Annotated in this window: 18 protein-coding genes; 14 read left to right on the forward strand and 4 right to left on the reverse strand. The window is 39.7% G+C overall.

What is annotated here, in order from left to right:
• The first annotated feature begins 12 nt into the window (after positions 1 to 12).
• The 5 genes from glgC (at position 13) to rluF (ending at position 6,322) form a co-directional block, all read left to right on the forward strand.
• On the forward strand, positions 13 to 1,287 hold the full coding sequence (gene glgC, locus AAGD16_RS17420) for a glucose-1-phosphate adenylyltransferase (protein ID WP_013463240.1): 1,275 nt from the start codon (positions 13 to 15) through the stop codon (positions 1,285 to 1,287).
• A 58-nt stretch (positions 1,288 to 1,345) separates the two neighbouring features.
• Positions 1,346 to 2,878: a glycogen synthase gene (locus AAGD16_RS17425; RefSeq protein ID WP_377115459.1), complete on the forward strand. Its 1,533-nt coding sequence runs from the start codon at positions 1,346 to 1,348 to the stop codon at positions 2,876 to 2,878.
• 83 nt (positions 2,879 to 2,961) lie between these two features.
• Complete coding sequence (locus AAGD16_RS17430; protein ID WP_024600880.1) at positions 2,962 to 4,176, forward strand: EAL and HDOD domain-containing protein; 1,215 nt, start codon at positions 2,962 to 2,964, stop codon at positions 4,174 to 4,176.
• Positions 4,177 to 4,203: 27 nt separating this feature from the next.
• Positions 4,204 to 5,289 carry a DUF418 domain-containing protein gene (locus tag AAGD16_RS17435; RefSeq protein WP_024600879.1) on the forward strand — a complete coding sequence of 362 codons (1,086 nt, stop codon included), beginning with the start codon at positions 4,204 to 4,206 and terminating at the stop codon, positions 5,287 to 5,289.
• Between the two features lie 43 nt (positions 5,290 to 5,332).
• Complete coding sequence (gene rluF, locus AAGD16_RS17440) at positions 5,333 to 6,322, forward strand: 23S rRNA pseudouridine(2604) synthase RluF (RefSeq protein ID WP_024600878.1); 990 nt, start codon at positions 5,333 to 5,335, stop codon at positions 6,320 to 6,322.
• 57 nt (positions 6,323 to 6,379) lie between these two features.
• On the opposite strand, the gene AAGD16_RS17445 is transcribed toward rluF, so the two are convergent.
• Together AAGD16_RS17445 and AAGD16_RS17450 are read right to left on the reverse strand one after the other, a co-directional pair.
• A complete protein-coding gene (locus tag AAGD16_RS17445; RefSeq protein ID WP_013463245.1) occupies positions 6,380 to 9,445 on the reverse strand; it encodes an efflux RND transporter permease subunit in 3,066 nt (1,021 codons plus the stop codon).
• A gap of 2 nt (positions 9,446 to 9,447) precedes the next feature.
• Entirely contained in the window at positions 9,448 to 10,530 is a 1,083-nt protein-coding gene (locus AAGD16_RS17450) for an efflux RND transporter periplasmic adaptor subunit (RefSeq protein WP_013463246.1), read from the reverse strand.
• Positions 10,531 to 10,652: 122 nt separating this feature from the next.
• Between AAGD16_RS17450 and AAGD16_RS17455 the strand changes: the two genes are divergently transcribed.
• Positions 10,653 to 11,555, forward strand: coding sequence for a LysR family transcriptional regulator (locus tag AAGD16_RS17455; protein WP_013463247.1), 903 nt, complete (start codon positions 10,653 to 10,655; stop codon positions 11,553 to 11,555).
• Positions 11,545 to 11,850 (forward strand): MGMT family protein, encoded by a 306-nt coding sequence (locus AAGD16_RS17460; RefSeq protein WP_058156002.1) that lies wholly within the window; start codon positions 11,545 to 11,547, stop codon positions 11,848 to 11,850. Before AAGD16_RS17455 ends, AAGD16_RS17460 begins: the two co-directional genes overlap by 11 nt.
• A 1-nt stretch (position 11,851) precedes the next feature.
• Here the strand turns inward: AAGD16_RS17460 and AAGD16_RS17465 are convergent, their stop codons facing one another.
• Both AAGD16_RS17465 and AAGD16_RS17470 read right to left on the reverse strand, forming a co-directional pair.
• A complete protein-coding gene (locus tag AAGD16_RS17465) occupies positions 11,852 to 14,881 on the reverse strand; it encodes an EAL domain-containing protein (protein WP_377115467.1) in 3,030 nt (1,009 codons plus the stop codon).
• Positions 14,882 to 15,084: 203 nt separating this feature from the next.
• Positions 15,085 to 15,714, reverse strand: a complete 630-nt coding sequence (locus tag AAGD16_RS17470; RefSeq protein WP_036954828.1) for a hemolysin III family protein — start codon at positions 15,712 to 15,714, stop codon at positions 15,085 to 15,087.
• A gap of 297 nt (positions 15,715 to 16,011) precedes the next feature.
• Between AAGD16_RS17470 and AAGD16_RS17475 the strand changes: the two genes are divergently transcribed.
• The 7 genes from AAGD16_RS17475 (at position 16,012) to AAGD16_RS17505 (ending at position 21,235) form a co-directional block, all read left to right on the forward strand.
• Positions 16,012 to 16,290, forward strand: coding sequence for a hypothetical protein (locus AAGD16_RS17475; RefSeq protein WP_013463251.1), 279 nt, complete (start codon positions 16,012 to 16,014; stop codon positions 16,288 to 16,290).
• 228 nt (positions 16,291 to 16,518) lie between these two features.
• A complete protein-coding gene (locus AAGD16_RS17480) occupies positions 16,519 to 17,097 on the forward strand; it encodes an LON peptidase substrate-binding domain-containing protein (RefSeq protein WP_377115471.1) in 579 nt (192 codons plus the stop codon).
• 70 nt (positions 17,098 to 17,167) lie between these two features.
• Complete coding sequence (locus AAGD16_RS17485) at positions 17,168 to 17,791, forward strand: sigma-70 family RNA polymerase sigma factor (RefSeq protein WP_013463253.1); 624 nt, start codon at positions 17,168 to 17,170, stop codon at positions 17,789 to 17,791.
• On the forward strand, positions 17,784 to 18,449 hold the full coding sequence (locus tag AAGD16_RS17490; RefSeq protein ID WP_013463254.1) for a ChrR family anti-sigma-E factor: 666 nt from the start codon (positions 17,784 to 17,786) through the stop codon (positions 18,447 to 18,449). The genes AAGD16_RS17485 and AAGD16_RS17490 overlap by 8 nt, the downstream gene beginning before the upstream one ends.
• An 8-nt stretch (positions 18,450 to 18,457) precedes the next feature.
• Positions 18,458 to 19,411 (forward strand): DUF523 and DUF1722 domain-containing protein, encoded by a 954-nt coding sequence (locus AAGD16_RS17495; protein WP_013463255.1) that lies wholly within the window; start codon positions 18,458 to 18,460, stop codon positions 19,409 to 19,411.
• Positions 19,411 to 20,805, forward strand: a complete 1,395-nt coding sequence (gene phrB, locus AAGD16_RS17500; RefSeq protein WP_036954823.1) for a deoxyribodipyrimidine photo-lyase — start codon at positions 19,411 to 19,413, stop codon at positions 20,803 to 20,805. The genes AAGD16_RS17495 and phrB overlap by 1 nt, the downstream gene beginning before the upstream one ends.
• Before the next feature lies 1 nt (position 20,806).
• Positions 20,807 to 21,235 carry a nuclear transport factor 2 family protein gene (locus AAGD16_RS17505; RefSeq protein ID WP_013463257.1) on the forward strand — a complete coding sequence of 143 codons (429 nt, stop codon included), beginning with the start codon at positions 20,807 to 20,809 and terminating at the stop codon, positions 21,233 to 21,235.
• The last annotated feature ends 1 nt before the right edge of the window (position 21,236 follow it).

Genomic DNA, 21,236 nt, shown 5'->3' on the forward strand with positions numbered 1-21,236 from the left:
GGAGAGAGTAATATGCCCAGTTATGCAAATCGTTATATAAGTAATTTAACAAGAGAAACCTACGCTTTAATTCTTGCCGGAGGTCGCGGTTCTCGCTTGCATGAGCTAACCGACTGGCGTGCTAAACCCGCCGTTTATTTTGGTGGTAAACATCGTATTATTGATTTTCCACTATCAAATTGCATTAACTCAGGTGTAAGACGTGTCGGAATTGCAACGCAATATAAATCACACTCACTGATTCGTCATGTAAATCGAGCGTGGGGGCATTTTAAAAAGGAATTAGGTGAGTCAGTTGAAATATTACCTGCGTCACAGCGCCATGGTGATGAATGGTATTGCGGTACTGCCGATGCGGTATTTCAAAATATGGATATTATTCGCCATGAGTTACCTAAATATGTGATGATTTTATCTGGCGACCATGTGTATCGTATGGATTATGGCGGGCTGTTGGCAAAGCATGTAGAAAATGGCGCTGACATGACGGTATGCTGTTTAGAAGTACCGGTTGAAGAAGCTGCGGGTACCTTTGGTGTGATGACGGTTGATGAAGAAAGTCGTGTACGTCGTTTTGACGAAAAACCTGCCGAGCCCAGCTCAGTGCCTGGTAAACCAGGCACCTGTTTAGCATCAATGGGAAATTATGTATTTAATACTGAGTTTTTATTTGAGCAGCTACAAAAAGATGCGCAAACAGAGGGCTCAGGGCGTGATTTTGGCCATGATATAATTCCTGCCATTATTGAAGAACATAATGTGTTTGCCTACCCGTTTAGAGATCCCGCACAAGTAGGACAACCCTATTGGCGCGATGTGGGAACTCTAGATTCGTTTTGGGAAGCAAATATGGAACTGGTTATGCCGGAGCCTCAACTGGATTTGTACGATCCTACTTGGCCAATTTGGACTTACCAAGAGCAACTTCCTCCTGCCAAATTTATTTTTGATGATGATGATCGCCGAGGGATGGCGGTTGACTCAACGGTGTCGGGTGGGTGTATTGTTTCCGGCTCTTTAGTGAGAAAATCATTATTATTTTCTAATGTACATATTCGTTCATATTGTACCATTGAGGAATCGGTCATTTTACCCGGTGCTATTGTAAATCGAGGGTGTAAAATTAAGCGAGCAATTATAGATAGAAGCTGTGAGATCCCACCTGGATTAGAGATTGGTTTTGATCGTAAAACCGATGAAGCCAATGGATTTCGGGTATCAAAAAAAGGGATTGTACTGGTCACCCGCGATATGCTGATGAAGTTAGACAATAAGTCACATCGTTAATAAATAATAATTAAAAGAGCAAGGCGAAAGCCTTGCAGCAAACTATAAGAGTAAATTAATGCATGTATTAATGGTTGCTGCAGAGAATGATGCGTTACCTAATGCCAAAGTTGGTGGTGTTGCTGATGTTATTCGTGATGTACCAAAGGCGTTAGTGGCGCAGGGGCCGACGGTGGATGTGGTTATTCCTGATTATGGTTTTGAACTAGGTGAGCGCTGTTTTATTGGTGAAGTGGGTGTGGCATTTAAGTCAGAGACCCACGTTTTATCTTTGTTTGAAATTACACAGAATCAAAAAGGAGTGAGGCAAATAGTTATAAGTCATCCTCTTTTTAGTCAATCATTGAGTGTGTATTGTAACGACAACGATAATAGACCATTTGCTACCGATGCAACCAAGTTTGCACTGTTTAATGCCGCTATTTGTGAGGCCCTGATACAGGGCGTATTAACACAACCCAACACTTTACATTTGCATGATTGGCACAGTGCCTGTGTGGCCGTGTTACTTAAATTTAACCCTCGTTATGGCAAGCTTGCTAAGCTGCGCTTGGTATATACGGTGCACAATTTAGCTTTGCAGGGAATTCGTCCTTTTAAAGGGGATGATTCCAGCTTAGAAGCATGGTTTCCCTCGTTAAGTTACGACGGGCAACGATTATGCGACCCTCGTTATCCGCATTGCTTTAACCCTATGCGCAGTGCCATTAATTTAGCCGACAAAGTACATGTGGTTTCACCGAGTTATAGCCAAGAAGTGCAAATAGCAAGTAATGACGCCCACGGATTCTTTGGTGGCGAAGGACTTGAACGAGATTTACAACAAGCGGCTGAGCAAGGCAAATTAATTGGCATACTCAACGGCTGTGATTACGCAATTCAAGACGAACATGAAGCAACCTATAGTCAGCTATTAGAGCAAATAGAATCGACTTTGTTTAGTTGGATGGCAAAAAGCGCGCAATTACACAGCAGCCACTACATCGCCCATCAGCGTGTTTTACAATTTATGGCGTGTGATAAGCAAGGGCCACTTGTAACAAGTGTAGGGCGGCTCACTGAGCAAAAAGTATTGTTACTTTGCCAGCAACAAAGCAAAGACCTGACTATTGATTCAGTGTGTCAGATCATTAATCAATTTAAGGGGCGTTTACTTGTGCTGGGCTCAGGCGATAGTAAACTTGAACACCTTTTTACCTGCGCCATGGCACGTAATAACAACTTTTTGTTTTTAAAAGGCTATGGGCAAGATGTTGGCGATTTAATGTATCAATTAGGTGATTTATTTTTAATGCCGAGTTCTTTTGAGCCCTGTGGGATTAGCCAGATGCTCGCAATGCGAGCCGGCCAACCTTGCTTAGTGCACAGTGTCGGAGGTTTAAAAGATACCGTAGAGCATAATGTCAGTGGATTTTGTTTTAACGGCGATACGCTAAGTACACAAGCTGATGCACTCTTGCAGAGTTTAACTGAGGCACTTAGCCTATATCAAACAAACCCTAAGCAATGGCAAGCAATAAAAAGGCGAGCTGCTGATGCACGATTTAGTTGGGATAGTGTGGTAACTGATTATATAACATACTTATATTAAAAAATTTTATAAAGTTCAGTGACATCCGTTCTTATTTACGCTTTAATTACTTAGTCTGGTGGAAATAATATAAAGTAGGTAATGTGTCTGTATTTGTGGCAAGGCAAGCAATACTAAATCGGAATCAAAATGTAGTTGCTTATGAACTGCTATTTCGCGATAGTCCTGAAAATTGCTTTCCTGGTGTATCTGATGGTCAAGCAACGGCGAGGCTTATCATGGAAAACCAGCTTAACCTAGGTACTCGTCACATTACCTCGGGTAAAAAAGCATTGATCAATATTGGCCCTGAGTCGTTAAAACTTGATTTGTGTGATTTTTTACCTTGTAAAGATGTTGTAATTGAATTACTTGAAACCATAGAGCCCACCGACGATACCTACGAGCTATGTCGCAAGCTATTTCACAGTAACTACAAATTAGCCCTGGATGATTTTGTTTATACGCCGCAGTGGGAGCGCTTTTTAAAGCTGGTCAACTTAATTAAATTTGATATTCGCCTTACTCCACTTGCTGAAATTCCGCTGGTGGTTAATAAGCTTAAAAAGTACAAAAATATTAAACTACTAGCCGAAAAAATAGAAACCGATGAAGAATATAAATTGGCCCGTAAAATGGGCTTTGATTATTTTCAAGGTTATTATTTTGCGCGCCCAGTGATGATAGAACAAAAAGATATTCACTATAATTACGGCCTAGTGATCGCTATTTACTCAGAAGTAATGAAGCCAGATCCTGATGTTAAAGTGATCACCGGTTTATTTGAGCTTGATGCGGCATTGGCCTACAAGTTACTGCGTTTATTAAATAGCGGTGTGTTTCCGCTACAAAGCCAAATTTCGTCGTTAAAACAAGCGTTAGTTTACCTCGGCCAAGCACGTTTAAAAAAGTTTGTTAGTTTAATTGTCACTGCCCATACAGCACGCTCTAAGCCTATAGAGCTCATGCAGATGTGCGTTATTCGCGCACGGTTTTGTGAATTAATAGCCGCTAAAGTTGCTAAGCAGGTTCAAGGTGAAGCATTTTTAACGGGGCTTTTTTCACTGCTCGATGCTATTTTAGACAAGCCAATGGACTTGCTGGTTGATAAACTTCCATTCCCGGAAGATATAAAAGCAGCGTTAACTGGTGAAAAAAATAACTTATATTATATCCTTGAAACAGTAAAAGCCTACGAAACAGGAAGCTGGTGGGCGCTTGAGAATGCAGTATTACTGATTAATTTAGACAGTGCTTTTTTACCAAAATTATACAAACAAGCGGTACAATGGGCCGATAGCTATAAAGATAATATTTAGGGAATTCATGCTTTGCGCAATTATAATATGGACTTTATAAGGGGCATAGCCGTACTTGGTCTGGTATTTATTAACTGTTTTTCCTTCGCTATTTTCGAGCTTAATTATACGCCACTCACAACACCACCACCTAGTGATCAGTTTCTAAACATACTAAGCCTTATATTTGTTGAAGGGCGGTTTCGCACTTTATTCACTTTACTGTTTGGTGCGGGTCTTTATATTCAGTATCAGCGATACCAATGCACTGAGCCACTAAAAAAACGATTACATTGGCTAATTGTGTTTGGCTTAATACATGGTTTTTTATTGTGGGCGGGCGACATTTTGTTTTTATATGGGGTGTCAGGTTTATTTATATTGCGCTATTTAGATTACACGAATGAAGAGCTTAAAAACAAAGCTGCGCTTTTTACTTTTATTTCTTTAATGACTATTGCCATATTTATGTTAGGACTTAATGAGGCGCCATTATACAGAGATTCCCCCGAGTACTACGAAATATACACTAGTTACTACCAAAGCATCGGTGCTCACTTTAGCCAAAATATAGCAATGAGCGCCTATATGTTGTTGGCTGTGCCTATTTTATTATTGTGGGCTAGTGCTGGGTTTATGCTAATTGGTATTTTGGCTTACAAATACGGTGTGTTTAGTAAAGGGCTTAGTAAGGCGCTGCTTATTAAGCTTATTCTATTAAGTGCGTTATTTATTAGCTTAAGGTTAATGTTAGTGCCATACAATCAAGGTATTGGTTATGCCTTACAAGAGCCTGTTAATGAACTTGCTGCCTTATGTGTTGCACTGCTTTATATTCATTTAATCGTTAAACTTTGTGACAACAGCGCCCACATAGGGGGGCTTATCCAACAAGTTGGACGCTTAGCGTTTACTTTATACATAAGCCAAACCATTATGCAGTTATTATTGTTTAAAGTGTTTTTTCCGCAGTGGACGCTCAAATTTAACCGACTCGATTATTGGCTCGTCGCTATTAGCTTAGTGATTGTACAGCTTATATTTACAGCTATTTATTGCCGGTATTTTAAGCAAGGCCCGCTTGAATACCTATGGCGTAAATTAGCGAAAATTAACCGCGAAAAAATAGCTTGAGTAGTTTAAACTATGCGCCTTTATATTTAAGAAGATTTGCCTAATGACAGACTTGAAGCGTTTAAATAAATTTATTAGTGAAACCGGGTTTTGCTCTCGCCGCGAAGCCGATAAATATATTGAGCAAGGTCGTGTTACCGTTAATGGCGAATTACCAGAAATGGGTGTTAAAGTTGCCCAATCAGATGTAGTTTTGGTTGATGGTAAACCATTAAAAGCACCACCTAAACGTGTGTATATTGCTTATAATAAACCTGTGGGCATTACCTGTACCACAGAGCGTAAAATTCAAAGTAATATAGTTAAAGCCGTTAATTATCCTGAACGTATATTTCCGATTGGTCGTTTAGACAGACCCTCAGAAGGGCTGATTTTTTTAACCAATGAAGGCGATATCGTTAATAAAATCTTACGAGCTGGCAATAACCACGAAAAAGAATATGTGGTTACTGTAGACAAACCACTTAATCGTCAGTTTGTAAATAAAATGGCGAACGGTATTCCTATTTTAGATACCGTGACTAAAAAATGTAAAGTTACTCAGACTGGTGCGCAGCAATTTAGCATTATTTTAACCCAAGGTTTAAACCGTCAAATTCGCCGTATGTGTGAATACTTAGGTTACGAAGTGGTTACACTAAAACGTGTGCGTATTATGAACGTAACTCTCAAAGGCTTAAAAGTAGGGCAGTGGCGACATTTAAGCGACGCTGAAATGGCGGTCATTAACGACTCAATTGCTGATTCAGGTAAAACGCAAGAACACTCACTTTATGATGATACTGAACAGCGCAATTACACTGAACAAGCTAAAAATAGTGGCGCTAAATCTGCTCATAAGCGTGACTTTCAGGGCGGGAAACTACGTCGTGAAAATAATGACGAGCAACAAAAGCAAGCTAAAAAAAGTAGTCGAAATACGCCTTATCAAAAACGCTCTACTACTTATGTGGGTAAATCAAATACTCACAAAGCAAATACTGCCACAGGAAACAAAACCCGCAGCAGTGGCACGTTAAGCTTAAAAAAGTAATTAAGCTTGTGTAAAAAAGCAAATAAAAACGCAGCCTTAGCTGCGTTTTTTGTTAGCCTACTGTTTAGGGTAATCAATCCTAAATACCACAGTGTATAAAACCGGCACTACAATTAGCGTCAGTATGGTGGCAAACCCTAAGCCAAACATAATGGTGACCGCCATCGACTGAAAAAATACATCGAATAGTAATGGGATCATGCCAAGTATTGTCGTGATAGCGGCCATGGCTACAGGGCGCACACGGCTTACGCCTGAGTCAAACACTGCTTGATATGGCGATTTACCTTCACTCAGTTCTAAGTTTATTTGATCAACCAGTACAATGCCGTTTTTAATTAGCATGCCGCTTAAGCTTAATAAGCCCAGTAGCGCCATAAAGCTAAACGGCGCATTCATCACTAATAAGCCTGCACTAACACCAATAATAGCCAGCGGTACAGTTGCCCAAATAACCAAAGGTTTTTTCACTGAGTTAAACAGTAATACTGTTACTGCAAACATTGCTAAATAGCCCAGTGGTAACGAGCCAAAAATAGCCTTTTTCGCTTTGCTTGATGATTCGAACTCGCCGCCCCATTGCATTTCATAGCCACGGGGTAAATCAATTGCTTCAACCTCAGCGCGAACCCGAGCAAATAATTTTGCAGGCGTTTCATCACCCAAAACATCATGATCTGCCATCACAGTAATGGTGCGTTTACGATCGCGACGCATAATTAAGCTGTCTTCCCACTCAACAATAAATTCATCAACCACTTGGGTAACCGGCACAAACACGCGTAAAACAGGGCTATAAATTTGTAAATCGTGAACACTGTCTACATTTAAACGCTCGCTTGCCGGTGAACGGGCAATAATAGGCAATAATTGCGTACCATCACGATATACACCTACTTGCTTACCCGACAGGCTCGTTAACAGAACTTGGTCAAGATCAAATTTGGTGATCCCTAAACGGCGCGCTTTTTGTTCATTAAATTGCGGACGAATCATTTTAGTGCGTGCACGCCAATCATCTCGAATGTTAAAGGCACCGTCGTCTTTAGCGATAATCTCTTTAGCCTGTGATGAAAGCTGTCTTAAAACAACCGGATCGGGGCCTGAGAACCGCGCTTCTATTTTGGCATCAGTTGAGGGGCCAATCTCCATTGGTTTTACTTTTAACTTTGCTGACAGTGGATGTTGCTTTGCGTAATCGCGCACTTTTTGCATGACTTTTGCGACGGCTTCACGATTGGTGACACGAATAATTAACTGTCCATAAGCAGGGTAGGATTTTTCAGGCGCGTAAGTCAGCATAAAACGCGGCGCACCTTGGCCAACCGTACTGGTGATTTCTGTGACCAGTTCATTCTTTTGTAAATAAGCTTCTAGCTGCTTAATGCCCTCAAGGGTTGCGCGAATATCAGCGCCTTGATCTTGCCAGTAATCGACATAAAACATCGGGGTATTCGAGGCTGGAAAAAATGATTGCTTCACAGCACCAAACCCCACTACAGCGCTGCATAAAAGAGCAACCATAAGGACTAAGGTTGTTTTTCTAAAGCGCATAGCTAAATTTAATATCGCTTTATAACCATTGAATATGATGCCTTGGTAAGGGTCTTCATGCTCTTGATTATGTTCGTGTTTAAATTCGGTTTCTTTAAACATCAAGTGGGCAAAAAACGGCGTGAGCGTAATTGCGGTGATCCAGCTCAAGAGCAAAGAAATAAACAGCACCCAAAATAAGCTACCAGCAAATTCACCACTGGCATCTGAGCTTAAACCAATCGGTGCGAAAGCGGTTATGGCAATAACTGTTGCGCCAAGTAGTGGCCACTTAGTTTGATCGACAATATTAACTGCCGCTTTAAGCTTTGTTTGTCCGCGCTTGAGGTTGATGAGAATACCTTCGGTCACAACAATGGCGTTATCGACCAGCATACCTAGTGCAATAATTAGCGCACCTAATGATATACGTTGTAAGTCAATCGCAAACAGCTTCATAAATATAAATGTGCCTAATACGGTCAGTAATAATATACCGCCGATTAAAACCCCACTTTTAAAGCCCATAAAAATAAGTAGTACTACAATAACTATTGCAATGGCCTCTATTAAACTAACAATAAAGCCATCTACCGACTGCTCTACTTCTTTAGGTTGGTTATACACTGAGCTAATATCAATACCATGCGGGCGTTGATACTCAAGAGATGCTAAGTGCTCATCTATGTGTTTACCCACATCAACAACATTGACCCCAGACATAAACGACACACCAATAAGCAGAGCCTGTTGTTGATTGTAATGAATCACATTGGTCGGTACTTCAGCATATTCACGGTAAACCTTTGCAACATCGCCTAGATAAATGAGTTCGCTGGCACCTGATTTTGAAATTAGTAAGGTTTCAAGTTCTTTTACATCTTTAAATTCACCAGTAGGGTGCAAGCGAATAGACTCATCACCCACGCGAATACGTCCAGCGTTAGATACGGTGTTTTGTGATTGCAGTAAATCATAAATATGACTAGGCGCAATACCGAGTTGGGCAAGCTTTTGCGTCGATACCTCAACCATTACTTGTGGCTGCTGTTGTCCCGCAATTGTAACTTTACTCACTCCTTTGACTAAAACAAGTTCTCGTTTTAAATAATCAACATAGTCTTTTAATTCATCATACGAGTAGCCATCGCCCGTGACGGCAAACATAACGCCGTAAACATCGGCAAAATCATCAATCACATTACTGGGGTAAACACCACTTGGCAGCGACGGGCTAAGGTCGTTAATTTTACGACGCATTTCATCCCATATTTGTCTAAGCTCTTGTTTACGATAGGTGCTTTTCATTTCTACGGTAATTTGTGATTTACCATTGGATGAAATAGAGGTGACATAATCAACATAAGGGAGCTGTTGAATGGCATTTTCAATCGGAAATGTGACTTCTTCTTCTACTTGCTGTGGAGAGGCGCCCGGGTATAAAGTGATCACCATGGCTTTTTTTAAAGTGAATTCAGGGTCTTCCAGCTGGCCTAAATCAAAATAAGACACACTGCCGCCAATTAACAGCAACAGCGTAAACATCCAGCTAATGACCTTTTTCTCAATAGATAGTTGCGCAAAGCCCATAATTATAAGCCTCGCTCTTTATTCCAAGGGCGAACAGACATGCCCTCTTGTAAAGAGTGAACACCAGCAGAGACAATTTGTTGGCCTTCTTTTACGCCGCTAAGAACTTCAATAGTGTCGTGATGCAATTGGCCCACTTGTACTGCTTGTTTATGCACAGTGCCAGTTTGCTGATTAAAAACCCACACATAGGCATTATCGCTTAGGCTTTTATTAGGATCTGAAAATACCGACTCAATAGGTAAAATAGTGTAGGGGGTTTGTGAGCGTGTAACTTTGCTCAAATCTATCATCACTTGTCCCGACATACCCGCAAGTAAGTTAAAATCTTCTGGCACCGGTAATGAAAACACCACTTTATAGGTGAGTGTTGCAGGATCGGCTTGGGTATCCCATTCTTTAAGCGTGAGTTTGTATTGCTTGTCGTGATAGCCATCAAATTCAACCATAGGTTGATATTGGGTATCTTTTTGAATACGTGCCACGATTTTTTCAGGAACCTGTATTGCTACATCCATAAAATCACGGGTTTCTAAGCGCAAAACATTTTGTTTTGCTTGAATACTTTCAAAGTTTTTTACAAACACTTTGGCTACTATGCCAGCAAAAGGAGCACGAAGTTCACTGTACTCTAAATTTGTTTCTGCAATTTTAAACGCTGACTCAGCGACTTGTTCATTGGCAACCGCTTGATCAAGCTCGGATTGACTGGTGATATTTTTATCAAATAGTTGTTTAATACGTTTTAGCTGCGACTTAGCCAGTTCATAGCGCGCTTTGCGCTCATTATATTGTAATTGAAAATCTTCAGGGTCTAATTTCGCCAATAGTTGCCCTTTTTTTACCTGCTCACCGGCTAATACAGGAAATTCAACCAACTCACCATTGACCCTAAAAGCCAGGTACGAGCCCTGGTTTGCAACGACTTCCGCAGGAAAACTGCGTATGTTTGTTTGCGAATCATGACCAATACTAAATAATTTAACAGGGCGAATCGGCTCTTCTTTAACTATTTTCTCTGGCTCCGAGCAGCCTATTAAACTTAGTAATGTCGCAGATAGTAAACATAAGCGAAACAGTGGCATGATATCTCCATGATAAAAAAAGGCTAAATAAGTCAGTGCAGCATACGCTGCAAACATATAAAATAAAATTCATTAAATTTTAGAAACTCAATAAGTTTTACTTATAATGTGCTGGGCTGACTATGAAACTTAATCAATTACAAATTTTAGATGCTATTGTGCAAAGTGCGAGCTTAAGTGGCGCTGCATTAAAGCTACATAAAACTCAGCCTGCATTGACACTGGCGATTAAAAACTTAGAAGCGAAATTAGGTTTTGATCTACTCGACCGTTCTAAATACCGATTACAACTTACCGAAAAAGGACGTATTTTTCATCGTGAAGCTAAACAGCTTTTAAACGCGAATGAGCAGCTTACACAGCTTGCAACCGAGCTGGCGCTGGGGAATGAAGCGCAATATAGAGTTTGCTATGAGCAAATTTGTCATGTGCAAAGTTATAACGAGATCATAAGTAATACTTTTAAGCATTTTTCTAGTACAGAATTTCGTTTAACCAGTGGTAAACGGTTTGTATCTTTAGAGCAAGTGAATACCGGCCAAGCCGAGCTTGGGATTGGCCCATGGTTTGATTTATTTCATGCCACCGGCGATTTAGAAAGCTTACCGATAGGCAAGCTAGATATAGGCATTGTTGGCGCAAAAGGGATTTTACCTAAGCAGCTTACCTACGATGAGTTACAACTTTACCCGTGTTTAGCGATGTTTGAAAGTGGCTTGAGCATAGACAGCGACAGGTTGTCTTATTCTAAAGGGGCTGCGGTAATGAAAATAGATGACATATCTACCCTAAAGTCGTTTTTATTGTCAGGTGCAGGATGGGCAATGATGAGCTTAGGCCACTGTAAAAAAGAAATTACCGCGGGCTCATTACAGCAAATAATAGTAACAGACAGAGAGCATCAGTTTAGCGCGCAAATTCGTGCTTTTCGTCAACATGCTATGCACCATGGTCCTGTTGCCCGTAAAATTTGGCAGCAATTTGAATTACTCAGTCAGGAGTATTTAAACAATAATGGACGTTAATAAAGAAACGGTTATTTACACTATTATTGCGAGTATACCCTCAGGGTGTGTTGCCAGTTATGGCCAAGTAGCGGCGCTTGCAGGGTATCCTAATAATGCAAGGCTAGTTGGTCGATTATTAAAAGAGATGCCTAAAGATTCTACTATCCCATGGCATAGAGTGGTTAACAGCCAAGGTAAAATAGCGTTTGCACAGGGCTGTGCGCAGTATCAAATACAACGAGAAAAGTTACTTGCTGAGGGCGTTACTTTTAATAATCAACGAATTAATATGGCAAAACACCGCTGGCAATAAATTAATAATCCATTTTTTGTAAGTCAGTTAAAGCCCAAATTTCATCTGCGGTCCATTCGTCTAGCCAAATAGGAATATCTGCGGCTTTCATTGGTTTAGCAATACCATAGCCCTGTGCTAAATAACAGCCAAGTAGCATTAGTGTTGCTGCATGTTCCGGGGTTTCTACGCCTTCAGCTATAACGCTTCGTTTAAACGATTTGGCCAGTGCAATAACGCCTTTTACAATTGCTAAATCGTTAGAGTCTTCAAGCATATCCCTAACAAAGCTTTGATCTATCTTTATTAGGCTTGCAGGTAAACGCCTCAAATAAGTGAGTGATGAGTAACCCGTACCAAAGTCATCTAATGAAAACTCAACGCCCAAAGCTTTACAATCTTGCATGGTTTTAGATACGTGGGCTACATCGTTAAGCGCACTGGTTTCCAGTACTTCTAGCTCTAGGTTTCTAGCATCGACCTGTGGATGTGCCAATAGTAATTCAGTTAGCCGCGCTGTAAATTCAGGCTGCTGTAATTGAACTGCGGCAACATTAACGCTCACTTTTATGTTTAAACTAGGTGTTAAAATTTGCCAGTGGTTAATTTGAGATAATGCAGCGTTAATAACCCATTCGCCAACGTCTATCATTAGCGCATTGTTTTCAATTACAGGTAAAAATTCAATAGGGCTAAGCAACCCGCGCTCTGGGTGTTGCAAGCGTATTAATGCCTCAACGCCAATCATACTACCCGTTCGCATATCTACTTTTGGTTGATAATAAAGTACAAACCAATCATTAGCTAAGGCTTCACGGATAAGTGTAATGCCGGTTTGCTGTGCTTTAACTGTATCTCCTTGACTTGTATCGAATAAATGATAACGATTTTTGCCCATTTGTTTGGCAATATACATGGCTTGATCGGCATGGCGCATCAGTTGTTCAGCATCTAAATTATCTTCTGGGTATATTGTTACCCCAATACTGGCAGAGACATTCAAAACAATATCGTTAACAGTGACAGGTTTTGCTGCTGCAGCCAGTAGCCTCTCAAGTACAGGTACGCAATCGGCAACTGATCCTAAATTAGTTAATACAGCAACGAATTCATCGCCACCAATACGGGCCAAGCTATCACCTTCACGAAGTGCATCTTTTAAACGGATTGAAAGTGCAATTAATAACTTATCGCCAATATCATGGCCATGAGAATCATTAACATGCTTAAATCCATCTAAATCAAGAAACACCACCGCCAGAGAATTGTTATGGCGACGGCATTGCAACATGGTTTGGCTGAGCCTATCGGCAAGCAATACGCGGTTTGGCAAGTTAGTTAATAAATCATAATGTGCAATACGGCTAAGTTGCTCTTGTTGGCGTTTAGCTTGGGTGATATCGGTAAATATTCCTAAGTAAAAAGTAACGTTGTTGTCGTCTTTTAAAACTGAAATATTAAGTAGCTCAGCATAAAGTTCACCGTCTTTTTTACAGTTCCACACTTCACCTTGCCAATGACCATATAGGCTGAGCTGTTTCCATATGTTTTTATAAAATGACTCTGTTTGTTTGCCCGAATTTAAAAATGATGGATTGCGGCCTATAACTTCATCGTGGCTATAACCGGTTATATGACAAAAGGCAGGATTGACATCAACAATAACTTTATCAGCATTTGTAATAATAATCCCTTCATGGGTATCTCTAAAAACCCGAGAGGATAAATGCAGTTTTTCTTCAATTAATTTACGTTCAGTAATATCAACCGAGACACCCAACATGGTAATTGCGCTGCCAGAGCTGTCTCTAACAAGAGTCCCTTTAGTATTAAACCAACGAACGTTACCCCGTTTAGTAATAATACGGTGATCAACATTATATTCTTTCGCCGCGTCAATACATTGATTTATATCGCTTACTATATTGGCGCGATCATCTGGGTGAATACTGGCTAGGTATTCATTTTTAGTCATTTCTAATTGTTTAACATTGCCAGTAATTAGTCTTATACCATGTTCAGAAAAGCGGATTATATTGGTTTTTATGTCCCATTCCCAAGTCGCAATTCCCCCCACTTTTTGGCTTAAAAGAAGTCGTCTTTCGGTATCAGTTAATGCTTTAATGTTATTTTGTAATGCATGAGTACGTTGCTCTACTTTTTTTTCTAATTTTAGGTGGCTCGCTCTTAATCGGGTTATCAGATAAGATGAAAGTGAAGTTAAGAAAGTAAACACAACCGCAATAGCAATACCAAGTAACAGCATACTATTGTCTTGCCAGCCCCTGATAGGGTAGGCTTTAAATACCCAAACGCCGTTTGGCACTTGTATGTTAAAGTCGACCGTGTTTTTTGTTATTTGGTTGTCTGAGGTAGCAATGATTTGCACATCATTTGTATCGGGCATGACTTTTGAAAGCTCATAACCAATGCCTGCCTGTGGCAGTTGAGCTAAATTAACGCTTTGAAGAATATCAGGAAAACGAATAAGCGCAGTGGCAAATCCCCAAAACTGGTTTCCCTGTGAGGTATCTAGATACACAGGCAGCCTAGCCGCTGCACCCATACCACCTTGAAATAATTCAAAAGGGCCAGCAAGGGTTAATTTACCTGTTTTTTTGGCTAAAAATGCCTCTTGCGTTCGCAGTGGGTTCTCTAAAACATTATTACCGATAGCACTTTCATTGCCCTTAAGTGGAACAACGTGTGTAAGAATACCGTTTTTATGAAGTTGTAAGGCGTCAAGACCAGGATAAAGACTTAACATTTCAGAAGCGAGTTCTTCAAAGCCTTTAGTCTCGCCATTTTGAGTACGAATTAATGCCGCAATAGGATAGGCTGCAGAAAGTGCTTGGTTAAGATTATTTCTAATATGGTTAACGTAGCTACCCGCCACCTTTCTGATAGAGTTTTGCTTTTGCTGATAAATGTATTGATCGAGTAGATAAATTGAATACACAGATGCAAGCGTTGAGATTAACAATGTGATCAACACCAGTCTTGCTTTTATAAACAAGCTCAGTATCTGTGGTCGAGTATTAGATGGTGACAATGTAAATAACACCTAGCGTTGTTTAAGCCGCGTCCATTTAGAACAATGGCGTTTTAAGTTCCTGAAACAGTATAGCAAACAGTCATCTAAAGCATTAGGGAGATTTAATTATACTTTAAAATAACCACCGTGATTTACTAAAGCTTGAGTAAAATAATAGGCTACATTGTGAGATTAGCTAGGAAGGCACTATGTGTATTTAGTTAATACACATAGTGAGTAATGGCAATATAATGACTTACACAACCGCCAATGACAAAAAGATGCCAAATAGCGTGGCTATATTGAGTGTTTTTAGCGCTGTAAAACAATGTACCCACGCTATAAAATAAACCGCCAGTAAGTAGCCAGTATAGTGCGTTGATAGGTAAGTTTGAGTAAAGTGGGTATATAATTGCCAGTGCAAACCAGCCCATTAATAAATAGGTAGCGAGTGACACTTTTTTATTGCCATTTTTAACAAGCAGTTTATAAGCAACACCGGCTAAAGCTACTGTCCAAATAAATACCAAGGTAGCCCAAGACCAAATCCCAGATAAAGAGAGTAATAAAAAAGGGGTATATGTGCCAGCAATAAGCATGTAAATAGCACAGTGGTCACATTTTTTATAAAACGCTCTTAATTTAGGACGAACACTGGCGTGATAAAGTGTAGAGGACAAAAATAAAATAAATAAGCTGCTGCCATAAACGACTGTGCTGGCGTAACCTTTTACAGAGTTAGCTTGTTTAAATAAATCCCAAATTACAAATGCAGCAAATAAAATACCTAAAGCATGGCTAACAACATTTAATAGCTCTTCTTTTTTAGAATAGGGCGCTTCAAAAGACATAACAGATCCTACCACTTACAATTTAACGTTTAGTGTACAAGTGTACGCTGAAATTATCAATTGAGAATTGATAGACATGGTGCTGCCAGTTTATGGATTACGGCATGTTAAAAAATACACTACTATTTGGTTATATTTTTTAAATTGTTAGTTAAATTAACTAACACATATTTTGCAAATCTTAACATTTTTATTTTATATCCTTATAAAACAAAGGTTTATTGATTTTTTTCTTTATGGCACAGCCCTTGATTGTATCTAGGTGTATTAACCAATAAACAAACAAGGAATAACATTATGAAAACTTCAATTAACATGACACTGGCTAGTTTACTTTTATTAGGTTCATCTCAAGTACATGCAACAGAGGTCGATTTAGATATTACAGATATGTTGACTAAAACGGTGACAACTTATGTATCACAAGCAACCCATGAACTTGAACAGTCAGTAAAAGAAGCCGTTTCTTTTGATGCCCAAGCTATTTTAGATGGTTTACTACAAACCAACCCAGTTGTTGATAATAGTGGCATTGATGAAAAGCAACTTGTAGTAAAAACACAACAAAAGCAATAAAAATAGGGAATAAGTGATGAACAGCGAGTTCGAATTGTTAGCCCTGATGTTGGCGCCAGTGGCAAGTGTACTGAGTGTATATTACATCGCTTACATGATAAAAAATGTGGGAACGAGGTTTAATTAGCGAATGCACTTACACGGTAAAACAATCGATGTAACTAAAGCTGATCGACTTCAATAGAGCGCACGTAAATAAAGGCAGAGTGTTTGAAAGAAGTAGACTTTATGAAACGTGCGATTTTCCCATTACCGATTTTTATATTACCTGAAGGCTATACGCGATTACGTATATTTGAGCCTCGTTATTTGACGATGGTTAAAAACGCATTAAAAACAAACAGCGGTTTTGTACTTTGCACCTTCGAACACGACACACCATTTAATATAAGCGCCCAAGGGTGTTTAATGGATATTATTGATTTCGACCAAGACGAAAGCGGTATGCTGTTGATTGATGTTTTTGCATCAAAAAGTGTGCAACTAGATAACGTGTACCAAGACGAACAGGAGTTACGCCATGGCGAGCTCTCTGCGTGCAATACACCTTATTGGTACAACAGCAGTAACCATGACATTGGTGAACATCAACTACTTCAAGTGGCACTAGAAGAAGTATTCTCTAATAACCCACAGCTACAGTCTCTTTACAAACATACCCAGTTTAATCAACTTACTTGGGTTGTTGCCAGATGGCTTGAGATTCTCCCTATTTCTATTGAGAAAAAACAACAACTTGCATTTGAAACTAATTTTGATAACTTGCTGAATTTCCTCCATACTGTGATTAATAACGAATTTGCCTAAAATAATTTTGATCCGCTTACATTCTTAGCTCGTAATGGTACTTACAAAAGCTATAACGGGACATTTTACTATGGTAAGTCAACAACAAACATTACGTTGTGAACCTAACACAGGTAAGTATACTGCCATGCCAGAAACGCCAAGTACGGAACTCAGGGAAGCATTAGTTAATGTAGCCCAATCTCGCGATAAAAAATCTTTCGCGTACTTGTTTGAATATTTTGCACCAAAGATCAAACGCTTTGGCATTAAGCAGTTTGGTGTAGAGGCCCAAGCAATGGAGTTGGTGCAAGAAACGCTCACTTCAGTGTGGCGAAAAGCGCATTTGTACAACAGCGACAAAGGCGCAGCCACTACGTGGGTTTACACGGTAATGCGTAATGCGTCCTTTGATATGCTTCGAAAAATGAAAAGCAACAAAGAAGAAAATATCAGTGAAGACATCTGGCCGTTATTGAATGAATCAGAAGATACACATCACGAATACAGTGACCACCTTGAAGATAAACAAATTAAGCGCTACCTAGATAAACTGCCACAAGCACAAAGAGAAGTGGTACGCGGTGTTTACTTTCAAGATATGTCGCAAGAGCAGCTTGCTCAACAATTAAACATTCCAGTAGGCACGGTAAAATCACGATTACGTTTAGCCTTGCAGAAATTACGTAATGAAATGGGAGATCAGCATGATTAAACATCACCCGAGTGAAACACTACTGACACAATACTGTGCAGCAACACTTCCCGCATCACTAAGCTTAGCCGTATCTATTCATGTAGATATGTGCCCAATATGCCAAGCTGAGGTTGAAAAACTCGAGGCAAGTAATGCAAAAGCAGTGTTTAGTGACAACATGAATGTTAATAACGATGAGCAAAGCGACGATATAGCGGACTCAGGGTTGCTTGAATTAATCACGTCAGACGATTCGATTGATGAAGTTTATGCCGTTGAACCTGTCACTATTGAAGTGAATGACTATAATTACAGCTTACCAAGAGCATTAACACGTATTTCTCATAGCAAATTTACACAAGTAGGTAAGCTTGCTCGTTCACGTATAGCGCTTGACGATGGGCATTTGCGCTCGAGTTTATTGCACATAGACGCAGGCGGTGAAATTCCTGAGCATACACATACAGGTTTTGAAGTTACGCTACTTCTTGATGGCGAATTTACAGATGAAGAAGGCAGTTATGTACCAGGTGATTTTATTTGGCAAGATGGCCGTCATCAACATACTCCTTTAACAAAAGAGGGATGTTTGTGCTTTACTGTAGTCAGTAGTGCGCTACATTTCAATAAAGGACTTAGCAAGTTGCTTAATCCAATTGGCAGCTTGATTTATTAAGAGAATCTATGCAAACAGATACAATAAAAATAGGTATTAGCGCCTGCTTAGCAGGCGAAAAGGTAAGATTTGACAGCGGCCACAAAAAATCTAACTTTTGTATGGAAGAGCTGGCAAAACATGTTGAATATAAAATGTATTGTCCTGAGGTTGCGGTTGGCTTACCTATACCGCGCCCGACAATTCGTCAAGTAAGAACTGCTGATACTATTAAAGTGTGTCGTCCAGATGGTACAGGTGATGTTGGCCCTCAGCTAACAGAATACGGCAAAAAAATAGCCACAGAGCAAGCTGGTCATTTAAGTGGGTTTGTTTTTTGTGCTAAAAGCCCGAGTTGCGGCATGGAGCGCGTTAAAATTTACAATGAAGCAGGAACCGGTAACACCTCTGAAGGGATTGGTTTTTTTGCAGAACAAATCATGAAACACAACCCATTACTGCCCTGTGAAGAAAACGGTCGCTTGAACGACGTTCATTTACGCGAAAATTTTGTTATGCGTGTTTATACATTATATAACTGGCAGCAGTTGGTGAAAGAACCTATTACAGTTCATCGGTTAACTCAGTTTCACGCGCAATACAAATACTTGTTGATGGCTCATAACTATCAAGCTTACCGTGACTTAGGCCACTTGCTTGGTACTTATTTAGGTGATGATATAAACGCATTAGCCGATGAGTATATTCTCGGTTTAATGACCGCGTTGAAACGTCCTGCGTCAAGAAAAAACAATTCAAATACTTTAATGCACTTGCAAGGTTACTTCAAAAGAGATTTATCGAAAATCGAAAAAGAAGAAATGCGAGATGCAATAGACGAATATCGCCAAGGGTTGGTACCGCTTTATGTACCACTAACCTTACTTAAGCATCATTTAAAGGTTCATCCTAATGAATATTTAAGCAAGCAAATATACTTTAACCCTTATCCTAATGAATTAAAGTTACGTTACGGTTTGTAATGAATACACTATTTTGGTTTAGGCGTGATTTGCGCCTTTTTTCAAACGAAGCGCTTATTGAAGCGTTAAATAATGGTGCTAAACACACCATTTTTTTTGTGTGCGAAAAACAATGGGCACAGCATAACACTGCCCCAATTCAAATTGATTTACTAAAACGCAGAGTCAGTTACATACGTGAAAAATTAGCTGAGTATGGCATTAATTTACACGTGATAGAGGCTCCTTATTTCACAGACTGCCAAACTAAGCTTCTCGATTTTTGTCAGCAGTATGAGATTAAACACATAATAGCCAATAAAGAATATGAGCTTAATGAGTTTAATAGAGATAAAGCGATTCAAGCGCAATGCGATCAACAGCAAATAACATTTACTTTATACGAAGGTGACATCATTGCACCTGTTGGCAGTGTACGCACTCAAAACAATGAAATGTATAAAGTGTTTACGCCTTTTAAGCGGGCGTGGTTAAAACAGTATCAAGATACTCACTTTAGCTTGGTGTCGTGGCCATTATCTTCAAACCCTATTGATATTGAATCGTGTGAATTACTCAGCAGTGATGACAGTTCAAAGAAATGGCCGGTTGATGACGACACCTTAGCGAGTGTGGTCGATAATTTTATCCATGATAAATTAGCAAGTTATGATGATGTACGCGATATACCTAGTGTAAAAGGAACATCGGGTTTAAGCCCATATTTAGCATTAGGGGTTGTTAGCAGTAAGCAGTTAATGGTCAACATACAACAGCAGTATCCAGATATTTTGACTACCTCAAAAAGTAAAACCTTTACGTGGGTGAACGAGCTGATTTGGCGTGAATTTTATAAACACCTCATTGCCGAATTTCCTAAATTATCGCGCGGTGCTAATTTCAACGAAAAGTACGATAGTGTTGTTTGGCGTGATAATGAGGCTGAGTTTAAGCTTTGGTGTGAAGGCCGCACTGGCTATCCACTTGTTGATGCTGCCATGCAACAGCTATTGCAAACTGGTTGGATGCACAACCGTTTGCGAATGGTAGTGGCAAGTTTCTTAACTAAACATCTTTTAATCGACTGGCGTAAGGGCGAGCAGTTTTTTATGCAGCACCTTATTGATGGTGATTTAGCCTCGAATAATGGCGGCTGGCAATGGGCGGCAAGTACAGGCTGTGATGCACAGCCTTATTTTAGAGTGTTTAACCCTATTACTCAAAGTGAACGCTTTGATCCAAGTGGTCAATTTATTCGTAAATATCTGCCTGAATTAGAAAAAGTCCCAGATAAACACATTCATTTTCCTCATACCTATTTAGCAGCAACGGGGCAAAGTGAACACTGTTACTGGCCGGCAATTGTTGATCATAAAGCAGCACGAGCTAGGGCTTTAGATGCATTTAAGGTGTGATATGGATAACCAATTATCAGTCGATAAATTTGTAGAAATATATCAAAAGCTTGATAAAAATAACCTTGAGTTATTAACCGAAATTTATGCAAAAAATATACAATTTATAGATCCGCTGCACGAAATTAATGGTCTAGAAGATTTAAGGCGTTATTTTTGTGGTTTATACAGTAATGTTAAGGATTGTCGATTTGACATAACCGATTCATTTACCAACGATAATAACGCATTTGTGTATTGGACAATGTATTACTCTCACCCAAAACTGAATGCCGGTAAAACCATCACAGTGCAAGGGCACAGCAAGTTGGTATTTGAAGGCGACAAGATTGTAAAACATCGAGATTACTTTAATGCTGGTGAGCTGTTATACAAGCATATCCCATTACTAGGTAATATCATTAATTTTATTGATAAAAGGGCTGGTTAAC

This window comes from Pseudoalteromonas sp. M58 (assembly GCF_042604605.1).
Taxonomy (GTDB): Bacteria; Pseudomonadota; Gammaproteobacteria; order Enterobacterales; family Alteromonadaceae; genus Pseudoalteromonas; species Pseudoalteromonas tetraodonis.

Excerpts from the sequence above, each read along its gene's own strand:
- AAGD16_RS17495 (WP_013463255.1), top strand. The coding sequence starts at position 18,458 with ATGCAAACAGATACAATAAAAATAGGTATTAGCGCCTGCTTAGCAGGC.
- AAGD16_RS17475 (WP_013463251.1), top strand. The coding sequence starts at position 16,012 with ATGAAAACTTCAATTAACATGACACTGGCTAGTTTACTTTTATTAGGT.
- glgC (WP_013463240.1), top strand. The coding sequence starts at position 13 with ATGCCCAGTTATGCAAATCGTTATATAAGTAATTTAACAAGAGAAACC.
- AAGD16_RS17480 (WP_377115471.1), top strand. The coding sequence starts at position 16,519 with ATGAAACGTGCGATTTTCCCATTACCGATTTTTATATTACCTGAAGGC.
- AAGD16_RS17455 (WP_013463247.1), top strand. The coding sequence starts at position 10,653 with ATGAAACTTAATCAATTACAAATTTTAGATGCTATTGTGCAAAGTGCG.
- AAGD16_RS17460 (WP_058156002.1), top strand. The coding sequence starts at position 11,545 with ATGGACGTTAATAAAGAAACGGTTATTTACACTATTATTGCGAGTATA.
- phrB (WP_036954823.1), top strand. The coding sequence starts at position 19,411 with ATGAATACACTATTTTGGTTTAGGCGTGATTTGCGCCTTTTTTCAAAC.
- AAGD16_RS17490 (WP_013463254.1), top strand. The coding sequence starts at position 17,784 with ATGATTAAACATCACCCGAGTGAAACACTACTGACACAATACTGTGCA.
- AAGD16_RS17450 (WP_013463246.1), bottom strand. The coding sequence starts at position 10,530 with ATGCCACTGTTTCGCTTATGTTTACTATCTGCGACATTACTAAGTTTA.
- AAGD16_RS17505 (WP_013463257.1), top strand. The coding sequence starts at position 20,807 with ATGGATAACCAATTATCAGTCGATAAATTTGTAGAAATATATCAAAAG.
- AAGD16_RS17470 (WP_036954828.1), bottom strand. The coding sequence starts at position 15,714 with ATGTCTTTTGAAGCGCCCTATTCTAAAAAAGAAGAGCTATTAAATGTT.
- AAGD16_RS17425 (WP_377115459.1), top strand. The coding sequence starts at position 1,346 with ATGCATGTATTAATGGTTGCTGCAGAGAATGATGCGTTACCTAATGCC.
- rluF (WP_024600878.1), top strand. The coding sequence starts at position 5,333 with ATGACAGACTTGAAGCGTTTAAATAAATTTATTAGTGAAACCGGGTTT.
- AAGD16_RS17445 (WP_013463245.1), bottom strand. The coding sequence starts at position 9,445 with ATGGGCTTTGCGCAACTATCTATTGAGAAAAAGGTCATTAGCTGGATG.
- AAGD16_RS17435 (WP_024600879.1), top strand. The coding sequence starts at position 4,204 with ATGGACTTTATAAGGGGCATAGCCGTACTTGGTCTGGTATTTATTAAC.
- AAGD16_RS17485 (WP_013463253.1), top strand. The coding sequence starts at position 17,168 with ATGGTAAGTCAACAACAAACATTACGTTGTGAACCTAACACAGGTAAG.